The organism is Microbulbifer variabilis, assembly GCF_052467165.1.
In genome coordinates this window covers 2,082,508-2,096,906 of the sequence record NZ_CP174301.1, presented here as the reverse complement: position 1 = coordinate 2,096,906, position 14,399 = coordinate 2,082,508, and the positions used below count along the sequence as shown (strand labels likewise).

Here is a 14,399-nt window from a genome sequence, read left to right as displayed (position 1 = left end):
GACTTCACTTTGGAAGCCCTCCATGTCAATAAGTTAACAACTTCAACTGAAAATTCAGCTTAACTAGCACTACCCTTCCAACTACACATTTATCCAAGCTCTTTCCTGCTAAAGAGTAGCCATCAAGATGCAGACTATGCGTTTACTTGAAACTACGCGAAAGATGCAATTAGGCATACGATGTCAGTGTTGCTTTCACTCACAATAGAAAGAATGGAACTTTTTTCACACCTTACTCATAGCCCATAAAAAGCTAGCAGATGTCAAATACAACTAGGCACTAAAACCAATTAAAGGGGCATAGAGGGGCGAGGCATCATAAGCCTAAAGCTTAAATAACGATCGCTTAATAAAAATATGAATTAAGAGGTACAAAAGTACATAAATACTATACGTTGGGCAGGATACTATTTGCCTTGTTTAGTAACAGGTTTAAGAACTCGGCTTGACTAGTTCCAATATCACCCAAAAGCCTACCAAGAAAAATCCTCTAAGTTTTAGTATCACATTGATGAGCGACCAGCTTTCTGAGAGCCATTATTACTAGCTTTAATAGCCAGTGATTTACAGCACCCAGCTATAGTTTGGGTTTTTCTGCCGCAAGAAATGACCGGCAAATCAGAACGAAGTTAATATAGGCAGCTTATTTCAAAGAGTCACCCTAACTTACTTTCTGAGTCAATCATTCGCGCACCATCCACATCACGCACCGCATAATTAAAACCCGGGTGAATACAGTGAGCACCATAATTACCGGCTTTATCTAAAGCCAGGAAACCCACCTGGAACTTCTTATAGTCCCCAAGCTTGCGTGCAATACGCTCCACCGCCTCACGACAGGCTTCTTCCGGTGTATAGCCATGACGCATCAGCTCCACCACTTGATGGCAACCGACAGTTTTGATCATTAGCTCACCCATGCCGGTGGCGGTAGCCGCACCAACTTCATTGTCGACATAGAGCCCGGCACCAATAATTGGTGAGTCCCCTACCCTCCCATGCATCTTGAAAGCAGCGCCGCTGGTAGTACAAGCACCTGAAAGATTGCCGTCCTGATCCAAGGCTAAGATGCCGATAGTATCGTGGTTTTCAATGTTGATTACCGGCTGGTAACGGGACTCGCGCTTCCACTCACGCCAGGCGGCTTCGGCTTTCGGGGTTAGCAGGTTCTCAATTTCAAATCCCTGTTCAACGGCAAAACGTTGCGCACCCTCTCCAACCAACATCACATGTGGAGTTTCCTCCATCACCTTTCGCGCAACCGAGATGGGATGCTTGATACCCTGTAAAAAAGCCACTGAACCACAATCTTGTTTGTCATCCATAATGCAGGCATCAAGAGTCACTACACCATCGCGATCGGGAAAACCACCATAGCCAACGCTGGTTACCTCAGGATCACCTTCCGGCACTCGCGCACCGGCCTCGACGGCATCCAAAGCCCTGCCACCCCCAGTGAGAACCTGCCAAGCTGCCTCATTGGCAGGGCCCCCATGGTTCCAGGTTGATATGACTACCGGCTTTTTTCCCTTCTTCGTATAACGCCTTGCCATAGCTGCCACTGAAGATGTTGCCAGAGCACCAGCAGTGCCCAGGAAGGAATATTTCAGGAATTTTCTTTTGCTGATCACGATAATTTATCTCAAATGGAAAGCGCACAGATACAGTAATGTATCTGTGCGCCGTAGTTATGGCGAGATCAGAAGCTGTAAGTCAGCCCCATGTAGGCGCGGCGGCCTGAGTAGGAGGAACCCAAGACCCTGTTTTCCTCGCCCCAATACCTATCCACCTTCTCTTCGGTGAGATTAATAATGGAGGCAGTGAGAGTAAGATTTTCCATCAAACTATAAGAAGCATTTACATCAAGTTGATCATACTCATCAGTAAATGTATTCACGCCGTTGCTATAGCCATCCGCATAGGCGCTGCGATAGTTGTAGGAAGCTCTCACACTGAAAAGGTCATTCTCGTAGTACACCGATAGGTTGTATTGATCTTTAGAAGTGCCCGCAATTTCTGTTTTGATTGTTTCACCGCTTTCGAGGTCGAGGTTGGCCAGTTCGGTATCCGTATAGGTGTAGTTGGCTAAAACCCCAAAACCGTTATCAAAGGCATATTGCACAAACAGCTCGGCACCCTGGGCGGTGGCATCGGTGCCATTAACAGGCATCGACATGTTGACATTCCAAGTGTCACCATCGATTTCCCTGGTAACCAGGGAGCTGCCGTTAATTACGAATGATGCAATATCCTTCCTGAACAAGGTCACTCCCATTGCGGAAGCATCGTCAAAGTACCACTCCAGGCCTAAATCAAACTGATCTGCCTTATAGGGTTCTAATTCGGAGTTCCCCGCAAATCCATCTCTCACAGTCGCTCCTGGCAATGGAGCGTGTATGGATTCAGAGCCACCGAGGTCATCATAATTCACTCGGGCAACAACCCTTGCGAGGGCTGCACGCATTACCAAATCATCGTTAATATCCCAAGCAATATTGGCGCTTGGCAGAAAATCGGTGTTACTGCTGTCGCGAATATTGGGCTCATCTTGCAAAACCCCGTCAATATTGTCATAAGTGCGGGCATATTGTTTGGTTTTTACCGCGCGAACACCAAAATTACCGCGCAAAGTGGCAGAGGTAAAATTCTGCTGTACATAGGCTGCAATAACTTCCTCACCGATACGATAATCCTGGTCCCGCTCTACGATAACTGTAGGATCACCATAAGTCTCATAGAGAAACTCTTTTAGCTTCTCAAACTCCAGGTAGGCAAAGTTGGGCACTTTTACGCCACCAATAATATTGTCGAGTGGGCCACTGGAAAGGATATCAATCGTATCCGGAACGCCATTAGGGTCAGTGTGGAAAGAATCATCCGGCCACCAGGGATAACAGGCCCCCTCAACTCCGCCCCAATTAATAGTAGGGCACGGTAGGTTATCGTCGTCCCAGGATTGTTTGGTGATCCTACGATTAATTTCGTGATCGCGGTATTTAAGTCCTACATCAAGGGAAGTCAGCCAGCCGTAATCCATATCAATAGAAACATCTAGCTGGTAATAGTTTTCATCATCCTCACTGCTGGTCCAATGAGAAGAGAACCAGTCGTATAAGGGGTAAGTATTGGGATCTCCCAGATCCGCACTGGTATCAATCTCTGCTGTACCACTGCTTAGATCCCAGCTCCAGTCAGTCACAGTGCCATAGCGAGAGTTTACTGAGGCAAACAATTTCTCGGAAGGGCCGCCTTCCGCACTTGTGCTGCCCACAACCATTCGCACGCTATAGCCATCCCCTTGGTAAATAGCATTAAAGTCCAAGGTATCTGATACATACTCTGCTCGCGTGTAGTCACCGGCTACCTGAGGAGACTGCAATTCTGCCTGCCCTCTATCCAGCATACCAATACCGAGTAAGGTATCGCCATCTTCATCAAATTTAAGGCTGCCGGGAGCAATTGCATTACCGTAGTTCCACTCAGGAAAAACAATACGATAATTCTCCGAATTACCACCCTGTTCAAAGCGAAAATAATTGACACCAAGCTCAAGTTGCTCAACCGGACGCCACTGGGCACTGAGCTGAATTCCCTCTCGGGTACGCTCCTCCTCAAAGACACTACCTACTACTGCTCTGGGTGCATAGAAATCTCGGTACTCATTACCATCGATATCTACCATAGCCCCCCTGGCCTCTACGCCATCGTGCGGCTTTTCATCACCTTGCCATCCCCAGTTTTCTGTAGTGGTGCTAATCACCCGGTTCTGACGATCCTGCTTGGAATAACCGACTAATACACCAAAGGTTTCCTGATCATTTTTCCATGAGTAAAAGCCGGTGTATTGTGGCTCATACTTTTCAGTGACATCCGCATAGGTTGTCTCAACTGATAGCATGCCCTCCCCCGCATCTAGATCCAGAGGTTTGCGGGTGTGCAAAATGACAGTCCCGCCGATTCCGCCTTCATCCAGCTTTGCCTCAGGGCTCTTATAAACATCTGTACGAGCAATCATTGTTGCTGGCAACAAAGAATAATCTAGTGAGCGTGACGGCTCATCTCCCGGAGTGGCAATGTAGTTACCATTAAGTTGAGTAAAAGTAAGTTCAGGGGCCGTACCACGAATACTTACCCGGGCACCCTCACCGCCACTACGGACAATAGAAACTCCCGGCACTCGCTGCAAGGCATCGGCTACGTTTTTATCGGGGAACTTGCCAATATCCTCAGCAGTAATTGAATCCACCACAGCATTAGAAAAACGCTTCACATCGAGGTTTTTCTCCATACTCTGGCGAATACCCATCACCTCTACTTCTTCGAGAACCAAGCTTTCCTCTTTTGCTTGCTCCGTATTCTGTGCTTGCGCCATACCAACAACACTAAATAACACCAGTGCGCTGGCAGATGTGCGTAATAGTTCCGCCCTACGATTTGTATAAAGGGTTTTCTCTTTCATTGCTGAGCATCTCTTTTATTATAATTCTCGAGCTTTCCGTACACCCTCTTGACTCGGCATATCCACATACCAAGCTCTCGGAATAACCCGGGTTTTAGGTCTGCCTGTCCCTGGCTTATTTTTTTGAGCCCCCTTCCCTAGGGGTTAAGGCCATGTACCGCTATCAGCTATCCAGGCCAAGTCGCTTTAGTACTTCAGGCGGTGCTCCAGGGAAGCTGGCCATAGGTCTGTTACCCACATAGCCGATATCCGCCATACCTTCCTCGGTGGTATAGAAAGCGGTAGATGCAAGAACCCTCACTTTGGCAAAGAAACGCGCACCGGCCTGGTATTCTGGCTTCGCGGTGCGAGTCCATTTGATGTCCTCACAGATGGCCGTTTTTTGAGATTCATTCAACTCGACAAATGAGCCTTGAAATCTGCGCCTGGACTCTCCCTCGAGCCAGACAATCCCACCGCGAATCGTGACAAGATCTGCTTTATTATTGGAATAAGGCGCACTCACGTATTCATTGATGTAATGCTGAGCACCAACAGAAGAGGCGCTCGGGGAAATTGCATCCGCGGGAATAATGACATCACAGAGCGCAGCCAGTACCGCTAATTCATTCTCATCTAGCTGCATTTCCCAAGGCACAACTGGATTAAGAAGATCTGGATCCGTGGGCGTCCCCCTGGCTAGCGTTTGTTTCGGAGCATCCAGGTTTTTAACTGCAGGCTTTGCCGCAGGTTTGTCCTCCCTCACTACAACCTTTTCAGCAACTTTCTCAGAGCAGCCAATTACCGGAACTGCAGCGGCGGTGGTAGCAATCAAACGCAGGGCATTACGGCGACCAAGGTTGGTTTTTTCCTCGCTCATCAGATATTCCTCTTCTTGAATTGGTCCACGATGTAGTCACAGGTACGCCAAGCCAGGGCCATAATGGTCAGGGTTGGGTTTTTATCGGCATTAGAAACAAAGGGGGCGCCGTCAGTTAGGAAGAGGTTGGGAACCTCCCAGGACTGGCAGTAAGGGTTGAGCACAGAATCTTTTGGGTTGGAGCCCATGCGCGCGGTGCCGACCTCATGAATGATGGCACCACCGTTGATAATTGCCTTGGCACCATCAGTCTGTACAGTTGTGGTCACATTGCCGCCCATACCTTCGATAATTTCGGCAAAGGTTTTGTGCATGTGGGCAGCCTGATTAAGTTCCTGGTCACTCCATTTCCAGTGGAATTTCAGAACCGGGATACCCCACTGGTCGACCTGGTCCTTATCAATTTCACAGTAGCTGTCATCATTGGGGATCATTTCCCCACGACCGTCGAACCAGACAAAGGAACCGTAATAGCGTCGGCAGGCCTCTTTTAAATCCTTACCGTAGGCACCTTCGGTGAAATCACCCATACCGCCGAAGGCACCAGCTCCAGGCATACTGCGGCCACCACCGAATTCAATGTGATAACCCCGAGCAAAATCCAAGTCTCCGCGCAACTGCTCTTTGTACAGCCACCAAGGCATATACATATGCATTGCCGACGCGCCATCTTCGTTATGAGCGGGCATGTTTTCCAGGGCTGGAATCTGGCCACCTACTCCCGCGCCCACAGTATCCATCAGGTATTTGCCTACAACACCACTGCCGTTGGCGAGACCATCTGGGAATAAAGTGCTTTTTGAATTGAGAAGAATGCGTGATGTCTCGGCGGCACTGGCCGCAACGACAACTGCGCGGGCACTGGCAAACTTTTCCTGACGGGTGTTTTTATCAATGTAAACAACCCCGTTGGCTTTGCCTTTCTTATCAACGGTAACTTCGCGCACCATTGCGTCAGTTATGATGTCAAGGTTGCCTGTGGCCAACGCAGGAGGCAGCAGTACTGTGGTGGACTGGAAGTTCGCCTTAATGGAACAACCGCGACCACAGGGCGTGGCCCAAAAACAGGCAGCACGGGATTTCATCGATTCACGGGTTACATCCTGGGCAAGCTTGTTATCGGGGAACAGTTTCTGCGGAATATTTTCATGGTCGAGGCGCTCACTGAGAATGGCCAAGTGTGAAGGGATCACGGGGATACCCAACTTGTCACAAGCTTTTTTCGCTAGCAGTTCATAAGCGCGAGGGTTGGGGGGCGGCAATAATACGCCGTCGGAAGAATCCGGGGTATTTTCCAATCCCTCATTGGTGCCGTAGACACCAATGAGCATCTCGGTTTTATCGTAGTACGGAGCCAGATCTTGATAGCTGATAGGCCAGTCAAAACCGAGTCCATCCCTTGAGTACGGCTTAAAGTCGTATTCCCCCATGCGCAGCGAAATACGCCCCCAGTGGTTCGTGCGGCCACCTAGCATACGCGCTCGCCACCAGTCGAAACGCCGGCCTCTCTCCCGGGATCCCTGGGTATAGGGCTCGCCTGGCACCTGCCAGCCACCATCCACTGTCGCATCGTAAAAACCGAATGGTTTTTCCGGCGTGCTACCACCGCGCAGGGGGGCGTCTTTGGGCAGATTAAACATAGGGGTTTCCTTGACCGGGTCATAGGACCGCCCCGCTTCCAGCAAAAGTACCTTTAAACCTGCTGTGGCCAGCACATAGGCAGCCATACCGCCCCCTGCACCAGAGCCGACTATTAAGGCGTCGTACTCTTTATTCTCAATATCTTCACTCGCCATAACATCTCTCCTGCATGACCATTTATTTTTCTTCTGACCGGCTAAATTCCATCAATTGGGAACATTTTCCTGTAACCGGTTACATTATTAGAATATTTTTCTCTTTGGATGAACAACTATCAAGTCTGAATTTTTAATTTATCGGTGTTAAAGACTGATTTCTTGAAGAAAGCAGACATTAAAGTACATATTTTCAGGTTAGGTAAAATTAAAAATATGTAACCGGTTACATCTGTAAGTAAATTTTATCAATTATTTTCATTTAATTACGTGGACACCTCCATCTTCCTACCAAGATGTTCTAGCAACTGTTTTGTTGCCATAATTCCGTGGTCCTCATCTCCCGGCCCTTCAAATTCAATCCCAACATAACCCCGATAACCCGCATCGCGAATGATCCGTAACATTCGAGCAAAGTCCGTGTTGATTTCACTTCCCGCTGAATCGAACTCAAAGCTTTTGGCACTGATACCCTGGGCAAAGGGCATAAGTTGCTGAACTCCCAAATAGCGATCGTAATCTCCGAAGTTTCCAAAGTCCGGCAAACTGCCACAGTTGGGCATATCTACACGGTGAAGGACCTGTGACAGCCACTCCCCGTTAGATGAGTAGCCACCATGGTTCTCAACAATCACATTAATATTAAAATCCTGGGCAAATTCCGAAAGCGCGCGCAGCCCCTCAACAGATGCTTTAGCCACCTCTTCGCGACTCCCCTGTCCCGCGGCATTTACTCGTACAGAATGACAATCGAGATGTTTAGCCGCTTCGATCCATTTGTAATGGTTCTCTATCGCCTGCTTTCTCCTGCCTTTATCAGGATCACCCAGGTCGCCCTCTCCATCAACCATAATTAACAGACTGCGAACATTATGGTCTTCTGCCCTAGCCTTCATTGCGGTGAGAAACTTCAAGTCCTTTGCCTGATCTTTAAAGAACTGATTTACATACTCAACCGCTCCAATTCCAAAGACTTTGCGCGTTTTAACCGGAAAGTCCAGAACCTTGAGAGTACCACTTCGCAGTTGCCGATGCAGGGACCACTGAGCCAAGGAAATCTTAAAAAATCTTTCACTTCCCGCGCTGTGGCTACGACCAACAAACCCCATAAAAGGGGCAGCCAGTCCCAAAGCTGCCAGCCTTGTGCTATTTGCCAAAAACCGCCTTCTATTGATAGTCATTACCGCTCTCCTATTTGGGAAAACTCTGCAATGGGTTTCGAGGGGTTATCGGTTGAAGCGCTACCCTCCCGGTTTCCTTGCAAAGAACGGCGAAAGCCACTGATTGCTCCCCCCAGATCTTCGCCCAAACGGCGAATCTTGCCGCTGCCAAACAATAAAACTGCAAGCACCAGTACTATCAGGATTTGCCAGAGACTGATTCCTGAAATACCCATTAGCTTATAGCTCCCGGATTTTTATATTGCGATACCAGACTTTATCGCCATGGTCCTGCAAAGCGATATAGCCACTTTCAGACCGCGCAAAATCAGGATAATTTGAGAACTTGCTGCCCGCCAAACGCTTGCCCCAATCTTCTGACCAAAGCTCGTAGCTAACAATCTTGTTGCCATTTAACCAATGTTCTACCTTGCCGTTCTCTACACGAATACGAGTTTGATTAAACTCTCCCGCAGGCTTAACGCTCTCTTCACTGGGCGCATACATATCAAATACTGAGCCGGCGCTGTGGCTTGGCTTTTCCAGATTGGGAAACGCGGCATTGTCCAACACCTGGTATTCCATGCCACTCATCCAAACTGGTGCATCTCCATCAGCGACGCGATAAATAATGCCGCTGTTACCGCCCTCAGAAATTTTCCACTCCAGCTGCAATTCAAAATCTGCAAACTGCTCAGCGGTTACCAGGTCCCCAGCCCCTCCCGCGGTCAATACCAGATTGCCATTAACAACCTGCCAGGCACCGCCAATCTGTGAGCCATTTGTTCCAGTCCAACCCTGTAATGTCTCACCATCAAACAGGTAACGCCACTCTCCATCCGCTTGTTGGATGCTCGACTCGGGCACCCGCTCGCAACCTGCAGCACCCAGCATCACTGCTGCTGCAATCGCTACGGATATTTTGGATCTGGTTTTAGTAAAGTTTTTCATCATTATTATCTCCACACCTATTGGCTGTTATCTAATCAGTGCCATACTTTTCAGGGCAACGGTCCTTGGGAGCCTGCAATTCTCAGTTGTCCCGACAAGAGGCTGTGCTTTCCCGCTCCACTAGCTCAAATGGCAAAATAGTCCGGCTGGATTTCAATGGCTTACCATCGATAATCAATCGCAGCGTTTCCATTGCGTAGCGGCCTAACTCCTCCGCGGGCTGGTTAATCGTGGTCAAAGGCGGATCTGTAAATTGGGAGAATTCAATATTATCGAACCCGGTAACAGACACATCTTCCGGCACCCTGAGGCCCATCCTCTTCACCTGATGCACTGCACCAATAGCCATCTCATCGTTCATACAAAAAATGGCAGTTGGCCGACGGGGAGTAGATAGCAAAGTCTCTGCGCCTTCCTGTCCAGATGTCATAGTGAATTCCCCATGAACAACCATTTCAGGATCAAGTCCTAACCCACGTTTTTTTAGTGCATCAGAAAACCCAGACAGTCTGTCTCGGACTATGGGGCTTTGCGAGGGCCCGGTAATAACCCCGATGCGGCGGTGCCCCATCTCCATCAAGTGACGCGCAACCTCCTGTGCCGCGCCATGGTTATCCAACTCCACCACCGGATACCGATCATCTTCTACTATGCGCTCACAGGCATTCACCAACGGAACAGATGCAGCCAGGTTCGCATCCTTCTCTGCAAACGGATAACGACTACCAAGCTGGATAACACCGTCCGCTTGGTTGGTTAACGCCATACCTGCATAAAATTGTTCATTGGTGGAATCCCCTTTTGTATCCCCCAGCAGCACCGAATAGCCTTGATCCTGCGCCGCTTTCTCAATTCCGCGAATGACCCGGGAAAAGAATGGATTGGCTATATTGGGAACTAATACCATCACTGCGAATGACTTTCCCGAACTGAAGTTCCGCGCAAGGAGGTTCGGCCGGTATCCGGCCTCCTCCACGGCTTTAAGCACCCGCTCTCTGGTTCGCGGAGAAACCATCTGCGGATCTTTTAACGCCCGGGATACGGTCGCGACCGATACACCGGAGCGACGTGCAACTTCGCGAATATTTGACATAGTTTCCTGCTAATTTCTTATTAGTAGGGGGTTATTTTCGCACAGACGGATATCATCTACTGGTTACCCGTAACTGCTGCTTCCGTTTTATTGGCTGTTTGCCTTCGATCCCACAGCCAAATAAAGGCAAAAATAGGGAGCAGGATAAGTGGGACTACTGCCAAAGACTGGAATGACTCTACAGAAGCGGTTGCCAATACCGCATCCAACTCATCCCCACTCAGCTTTTCAAAGGCCTCCAAGCCCCCCGCTGCCTCAATCTTGGCATTGTCAAAAATAGCTCCAAGCTTTGGCAGAACAAATTGGATAGACATACCACCGGCAAAACCCAGCAACCCCAGAAACAATGCCCCTCCGCGCACAAAACGCTCGGAGACTGTGGCCAGCATAGTGGGCCACATATAACAAACACCAATGCCCCAGACAGTCGCTGCCAAAAATGCAGTTACTGGCGTCCTAGCCATACCCAGGCAATAGAGCCCAATTGCGGCAAGGAGACTGCTTAACCATAGAAGTCCGATAGGAGACAGTTTCTTTGCCAACTGCCCTGCAAAGTGGCGCATCACAAACATCAACATACTGACATAAACAAGGATAAGGATACCCTTCATGCCAACTACTCGGGATAGGGTCAGGTCTACCCACTGCCCAGGGGCCAGCTCGGTTGCGGCGGTCAGCCACATACACACCCACAGCAGGATAAACATCGGCTGCTTGAATACCTCTTTAAACATTTCGCCATAACTGATACCGGAAGAAACCCGTTCAGTAACTGGGAAATCTGTTTTAGCCACAAGCCAGGCCATAACAACAGCCGGCAGTGCCAACACGACAAGGTTCAACTGCCAGGGAAGCTCGAGGGCAGAGATTGACAACCCCAGTAATCCTCCAACCACAATGCCCGCAGGCCACCAGGCATGTAGTACGTTTAAACGTTGCGTTTTATTATCTGGGTCGACTGCAGCAACCATAGGATTACTGGCTGCCTCCACGGCACCCCAGCCCAAGCCTGTCAGTAACAGGCCAGCTAGAACCAGACTCTCTACCCCCTCCCCTGGAGTCACCATAGATGCCGCAATAATAAGCAAACTGCCCAATACATAACCTATAGATGAGAGCATCAACATTCGCTTGATGCCGACCAAGTCCACAAGTGCGCTTCCAAATAGAAGTGTGAAAGCAAATCCAGCAAAGGTAATACCAATTGCTTCACCGAGCATAGTGGTGGAGTTAGCTAGGTCTATATGGTTATAGATATCTTCCTGCAAGTTAGTGGCTATCACCGTCCGCACAGCCATGCCCAAGCCAATCATAAAAATGGAGAGATTACCCACCAAGAATATTCTCTTGTTCTGGGGCGTTATCATCGTACTCATCTATCCAGTCTCCGCATGATTTATTGTTATTAATTGTTCACTTGGTTTGGCAAAATTTAATCCAACCCCAAAATCCGACGATTTCGCGCGCGATCTGTTTCTGCACCAGCAAAATCATCAAAGGCCTTCCCTGCCACAGTAATCAGGTGATCCTGAATAAATGGTGCACCCTCACTGGCCCCCTGCTGTTGATCCTTAATACAACACTCCCATTCAAGTACTGCCCAGCGATCGTAACCGTATTGGGTCAAGCGGCTGAAAATCCCGCGGAAGTCCACCTGACCATCGCCCAGGGAACGAAAACGGCCAGGTCTTTCAATCCAGGGAGCATACCCACCATAAACTCCAGCCCTACCACTCGGATTGAATTCAGCATCTTTCACGTGAAACGCCTTGATTCGTTCGTGATAGATGTCGATAAAAGCCAGGTAGTCCATCTGCTGCAAAAGCAGGTGACTGGGGTCATAGAGAATATTCGCTCTTGGATGGTCCTCCACTTCGTAGAGAAAACGTTCAAAAGTCAGCCCATCGTGCAGATCTTCACCGGGGTGGAGTTCATAACAAACATCAACCCCAGCACTGTCAAACGCATCCAATATGGGGCGCCACAGCCGACCCAATTCGCGAAAACCTTCTTCAACCAGCATTGTCGGGCGCTGGGGCCAGGGATAAAAAGTATGCCAAAGCAGTGCGCCAGAAAATGTAGCATGGGACTTTAGCTTTAGGTTCGCACTGGCCCGAGCAGCCAACATCAGTTGATTGCTTGCCCACTCGGCACGGGCTGGCAAGTTGCCTCGCACTTCCTCCGGGGAAAAAATATCCAGCATCTCTTTATACGCGGGATGCGCTGCAACCAGCTGGCCCTGCAAATGCGTGGACAGTTCTGAGATTTCCACCCCCGCCTTCTCACAGACCCCCAGAATATCGTCACAGTAAGCCTGACTATCGCTGGCCAGCTCGAGATCAAAGATGCGCTTGTCCCAAGTGGGAACCTGAATGCCTTTGTAACCCAGATCCGATGCCCAGCGGGCCATGGACTCCAGCGAAGCTGGTTGATCGCTCGGAGGGAGGAACTGGGCGAGAAATATTCCGGGCCCCTGAATTCTGGGTGCCTTCATTTATTCTTATCCTTTTTACTGCTGTACTTATTTACCTCTGCAACCAATCAATCCTTCCTGGGTGATCAGCTTGCTCCTTTTGAAAAAACACAGTGCTGCCTTTTCAAAAGTGGACTGGCACTGGGCCGACATCGACACCTCCCTGTGCCGTACTAACTGCCGGACTTCCACCCTGCCAGAGGCTCCTAACTTGTTTGAAAATGAATCGGTACGATTTAGCTGTCTATTCCCAATACGGTGCCAGAGACACCCAAGAAGAGTTCGCGCGACTGCTTTCCAATGCACCGCGTACAAATGCCATAGCTCGGACACCCGCATCAATATTCCCAACGACAGAACTATTTTTAATGGGCAGTTCTTGCCGGCGGCATCGAACCTGGGCTGCAAAGTCGCGGTAAATATTCGCAAAGGCCTCTATATAACCTTCGGGATGCCCCTGCGGGGTACGGCAAAGAGCTCGGACATCGTCATCCAGATATTCACAGTCAGCACCAGCCTTCAAAAAGGCCACTGGCTGACCCCTACGCTTTAACTGCAATTGGTTAGGAGATTCCTGCTCCCAGAACAGTGAGCCATGTTCGCAATAAACACTGATATTCAGGTTATTCCCTTCCCCACCACAGACTTGGCTGGCTGTAAGGGTGCCGCGCGCACCCTGATCTAATTTAAATAGCGCCGCGCCATCATCATCCAGCGCCCTTTTGTCGACTACCGATTGCAAGTCCGCACAGACCTCAGAGATACGCTGACCGGTAAAAAATTCGACCAGGTGGTGAGCGTGGGTACCAATATCGGCAAAACAGCCACTTTCTCCCGAGCGTGTGGGATCTGTTCGCCAACTGGCTTGTTTACTTCCGCTGGAGTCACCAGCCAATGCCAACCAGCCTTGTGGATAGGCAACAGTTACCCGGCGGACTTGCCCAAGCTCTCCCCTGGCTAAGATTGCCCTGGCCTGCGTCACAAGAGGATAAGCTGCATAGGTATGAGTCAAACCGTAGAGATGGCCACTCCGCACGACCTCGTTTTTGAGCGCAAGAGTTTCCTCAAGAGTGGAAGCGGCCGGCTTATCGGAAAGAACATGAAACCCCGCCCGCAGTGCAGCAATAGAGACTGGTAGATGTAAATCATTGGGTGTTACCACGGAAACAAACTCTATGCGCTCATCAACAGCACGCTGGGATTCCTCCAGAAACATCTGCTCATAACTCTGGTAAACGCGCTCGGGGTTAAGGCCCAACTTCTCTCCGCTGCTACGGCCACGCTCGGGATTACTGCTAAAACATCCCGCCACCAGCTCTATTTCACCGTCAAGGGAAGCAGCCATACGGTGGATTGCGCCAATAAAGGCACCCTCTCCACCACCAACCATGCCCATTCTTATTTTTTTTCCCATACCACTTCCCATATAGCTGCCTCTGGCAACCTGGTTCTTATTGTTTTGGGTTTCTACCCGGCCAAATACCTTGCCTCCATACTCAGGTCTTGTACTTCTTCCAAGAACCCTTTCAGAAAATGTAACCGGTTACATTTGTTTTTAAGATACAGAAAAAACTTACAGTTGCAAGCGACAGTTTCATTGCATGTTGT

The 14,399-nt window shown here is 49.4% G+C and carries 11 protein-coding genes; all 11 read right to left on the bottom strand.

The window, feature by feature from the left end; translation table 11 throughout:
* Positions 1 to 656: 656 nt before the first annotated feature.
* The 11 genes from ACJJIP_RS09405 to ACJJIP_RS09355 all read right to left on the bottom strand — a co-directional run bounded on the left by ACJJIP_RS09405 (position 657) and on the right by ACJJIP_RS09355 (position 14,205).
* Positions 657 to 1,631: an isoaspartyl peptidase/L-asparaginase family protein gene (locus ACJJIP_RS09405; protein WP_282953438.1), complete on the bottom strand. Its 975-nt coding sequence runs from the start codon at positions 1,629 to 1,631 to the stop codon at positions 657 to 659.
* Between the two features lie 68 nt (positions 1,632 to 1,699).
* Positions 1,700 to 4,459 (bottom strand): TonB-dependent receptor, encoded by a 2,760-nt coding sequence (locus tag ACJJIP_RS09400; RefSeq protein ID WP_444946739.1) that lies wholly within the window; start codon positions 4,457 to 4,459, stop codon positions 1,700 to 1,702.
* 163 nt (positions 4,460 to 4,622) lie between these two features.
* Positions 4,623 to 5,318, bottom strand: a complete 696-nt coding sequence (locus ACJJIP_RS09395) for a gluconate 2-dehydrogenase subunit 3 family protein (RefSeq protein WP_444946738.1) — start codon at positions 5,316 to 5,318, stop codon at positions 4,623 to 4,625.
* Positions 5,318 to 7,114 carry a GMC oxidoreductase gene (locus ACJJIP_RS09390; protein ID WP_282953435.1) on the bottom strand — a complete coding sequence of 599 codons (1,797 nt, stop codon included), beginning with the start codon at positions 7,112 to 7,114 and terminating at the stop codon, positions 5,318 to 5,320. The genes ACJJIP_RS09395 and ACJJIP_RS09390 overlap by 1 nt, the downstream gene beginning before the upstream one ends.
* Before the next feature lie 266 nt (positions 7,115 to 7,380).
* Positions 7,381 to 8,295: a sugar phosphate isomerase/epimerase family protein gene (locus ACJJIP_RS09385; RefSeq protein ID WP_444946737.1), complete on the bottom strand. Its 915-nt coding sequence runs from the start codon at positions 8,293 to 8,295 to the stop codon at positions 7,381 to 7,383.
* Complete coding sequence (locus ACJJIP_RS09380) at positions 8,295 to 8,510, bottom strand: twin-arginine translocase TatA/TatE family subunit (protein ID WP_020412851.1); 216 nt, start codon at positions 8,508 to 8,510, stop codon at positions 8,295 to 8,297. The genes ACJJIP_RS09385 and ACJJIP_RS09380 overlap by 1 nt, the downstream gene beginning before the upstream one ends.
* A 4-nt stretch (positions 8,511 to 8,514) precedes the next feature.
* Positions 8,515 to 9,228 carry a 3-keto-disaccharide hydrolase gene (locus ACJJIP_RS09375; RefSeq protein ID WP_353376224.1) on the bottom strand — a complete coding sequence of 238 codons (714 nt, stop codon included), beginning with the start codon at positions 9,226 to 9,228 and terminating at the stop codon, positions 8,515 to 8,517.
* A gap of 79 nt (positions 9,229 to 9,307) precedes the next feature.
* A complete protein-coding gene (locus ACJJIP_RS09370; protein WP_444946736.1) occupies positions 9,308 to 10,318 on the bottom strand; it encodes a LacI family DNA-binding transcriptional regulator in 1,011 nt (336 codons plus the stop codon).
* Positions 10,319 to 10,374: 56 nt separating this feature from the next.
* Entirely contained in the window at positions 10,375 to 11,694 is a 1,320-nt protein-coding gene (locus tag ACJJIP_RS09365; RefSeq protein ID WP_353376225.1) for an MFS transporter, read from the bottom strand.
* 56 nt (positions 11,695 to 11,750) lie between these two features.
* Positions 11,751 to 12,812 carry a sugar phosphate isomerase/epimerase family protein gene (locus ACJJIP_RS09360; protein ID WP_444946735.1) on the bottom strand — a complete coding sequence of 354 codons (1,062 nt, stop codon included), beginning with the start codon at positions 12,810 to 12,812 and terminating at the stop codon, positions 11,751 to 11,753.
* A gap of 223 nt (positions 12,813 to 13,035) precedes the next feature.
* Positions 13,036 to 14,205 (bottom strand): Gfo/Idh/MocA family protein, encoded by a 1,170-nt coding sequence (locus ACJJIP_RS09355; protein ID WP_444946734.1) that lies wholly within the window; start codon positions 14,203 to 14,205, stop codon positions 13,036 to 13,038.
* Positions 14,206 to 14,399: the final 194 nt, after the last annotated feature.

Excerpts from the sequence above, each read along its gene's own strand:
- ACJJIP_RS09395 (WP_444946738.1), bottom strand. The coding sequence starts at position 5,318 with ATGAGCGAGGAAAAAACCAACCTTGGTCGCCGTAATGCCCTGCGTTTG.
- ACJJIP_RS09360 (WP_444946735.1), bottom strand. The coding sequence starts at position 12,812 with ATGAAGGCACCCAGAATTCAGGGGCCCGGAATATTTCTCGCCCAGTTC.
- ACJJIP_RS09400 (WP_444946739.1), bottom strand. The coding sequence starts at position 4,459 with ATGAAAGAGAAAACCCTTTATACAAATCGTAGGGCGGAACTATTACGC.
- ACJJIP_RS09375 (WP_353376224.1), bottom strand. The coding sequence starts at position 9,228 with ATGATGAAAAACTTTACTAAAACCAGATCCAAAATATCCGTAGCGATT.
- ACJJIP_RS09370 (WP_444946736.1), bottom strand. The coding sequence starts at position 10,318 with ATGTCAAATATTCGCGAAGTTGCACGTCGCTCCGGTGTATCGGTCGCG.
- ACJJIP_RS09380 (WP_020412851.1), bottom strand. The coding sequence starts at position 8,510 with ATGGGTATTTCAGGAATCAGTCTCTGGCAAATCCTGATAGTACTGGTG.
- ACJJIP_RS09390 (WP_282953435.1), bottom strand. The coding sequence starts at position 7,114 with ATGGCGAGTGAAGATATTGAGAATAAAGAGTACGACGCCTTAATAGTC.
- ACJJIP_RS09385 (WP_444946737.1), bottom strand. The coding sequence starts at position 8,295 with ATGACTATCAATAGAAGGCGGTTTTTGGCAAATAGCACAAGGCTGGCA.
- ACJJIP_RS09355 (WP_444946734.1), bottom strand. The coding sequence starts at position 14,205 with ATGGGAAAAAAAATAAGAATGGGCATGGTTGGTGGTGGAGAGGGTGCC.
- ACJJIP_RS09365 (WP_353376225.1), bottom strand. The coding sequence starts at position 11,694 with ATGAGTACGATGATAACGCCCCAGAACAAGAGAATATTCTTGGTGGGT.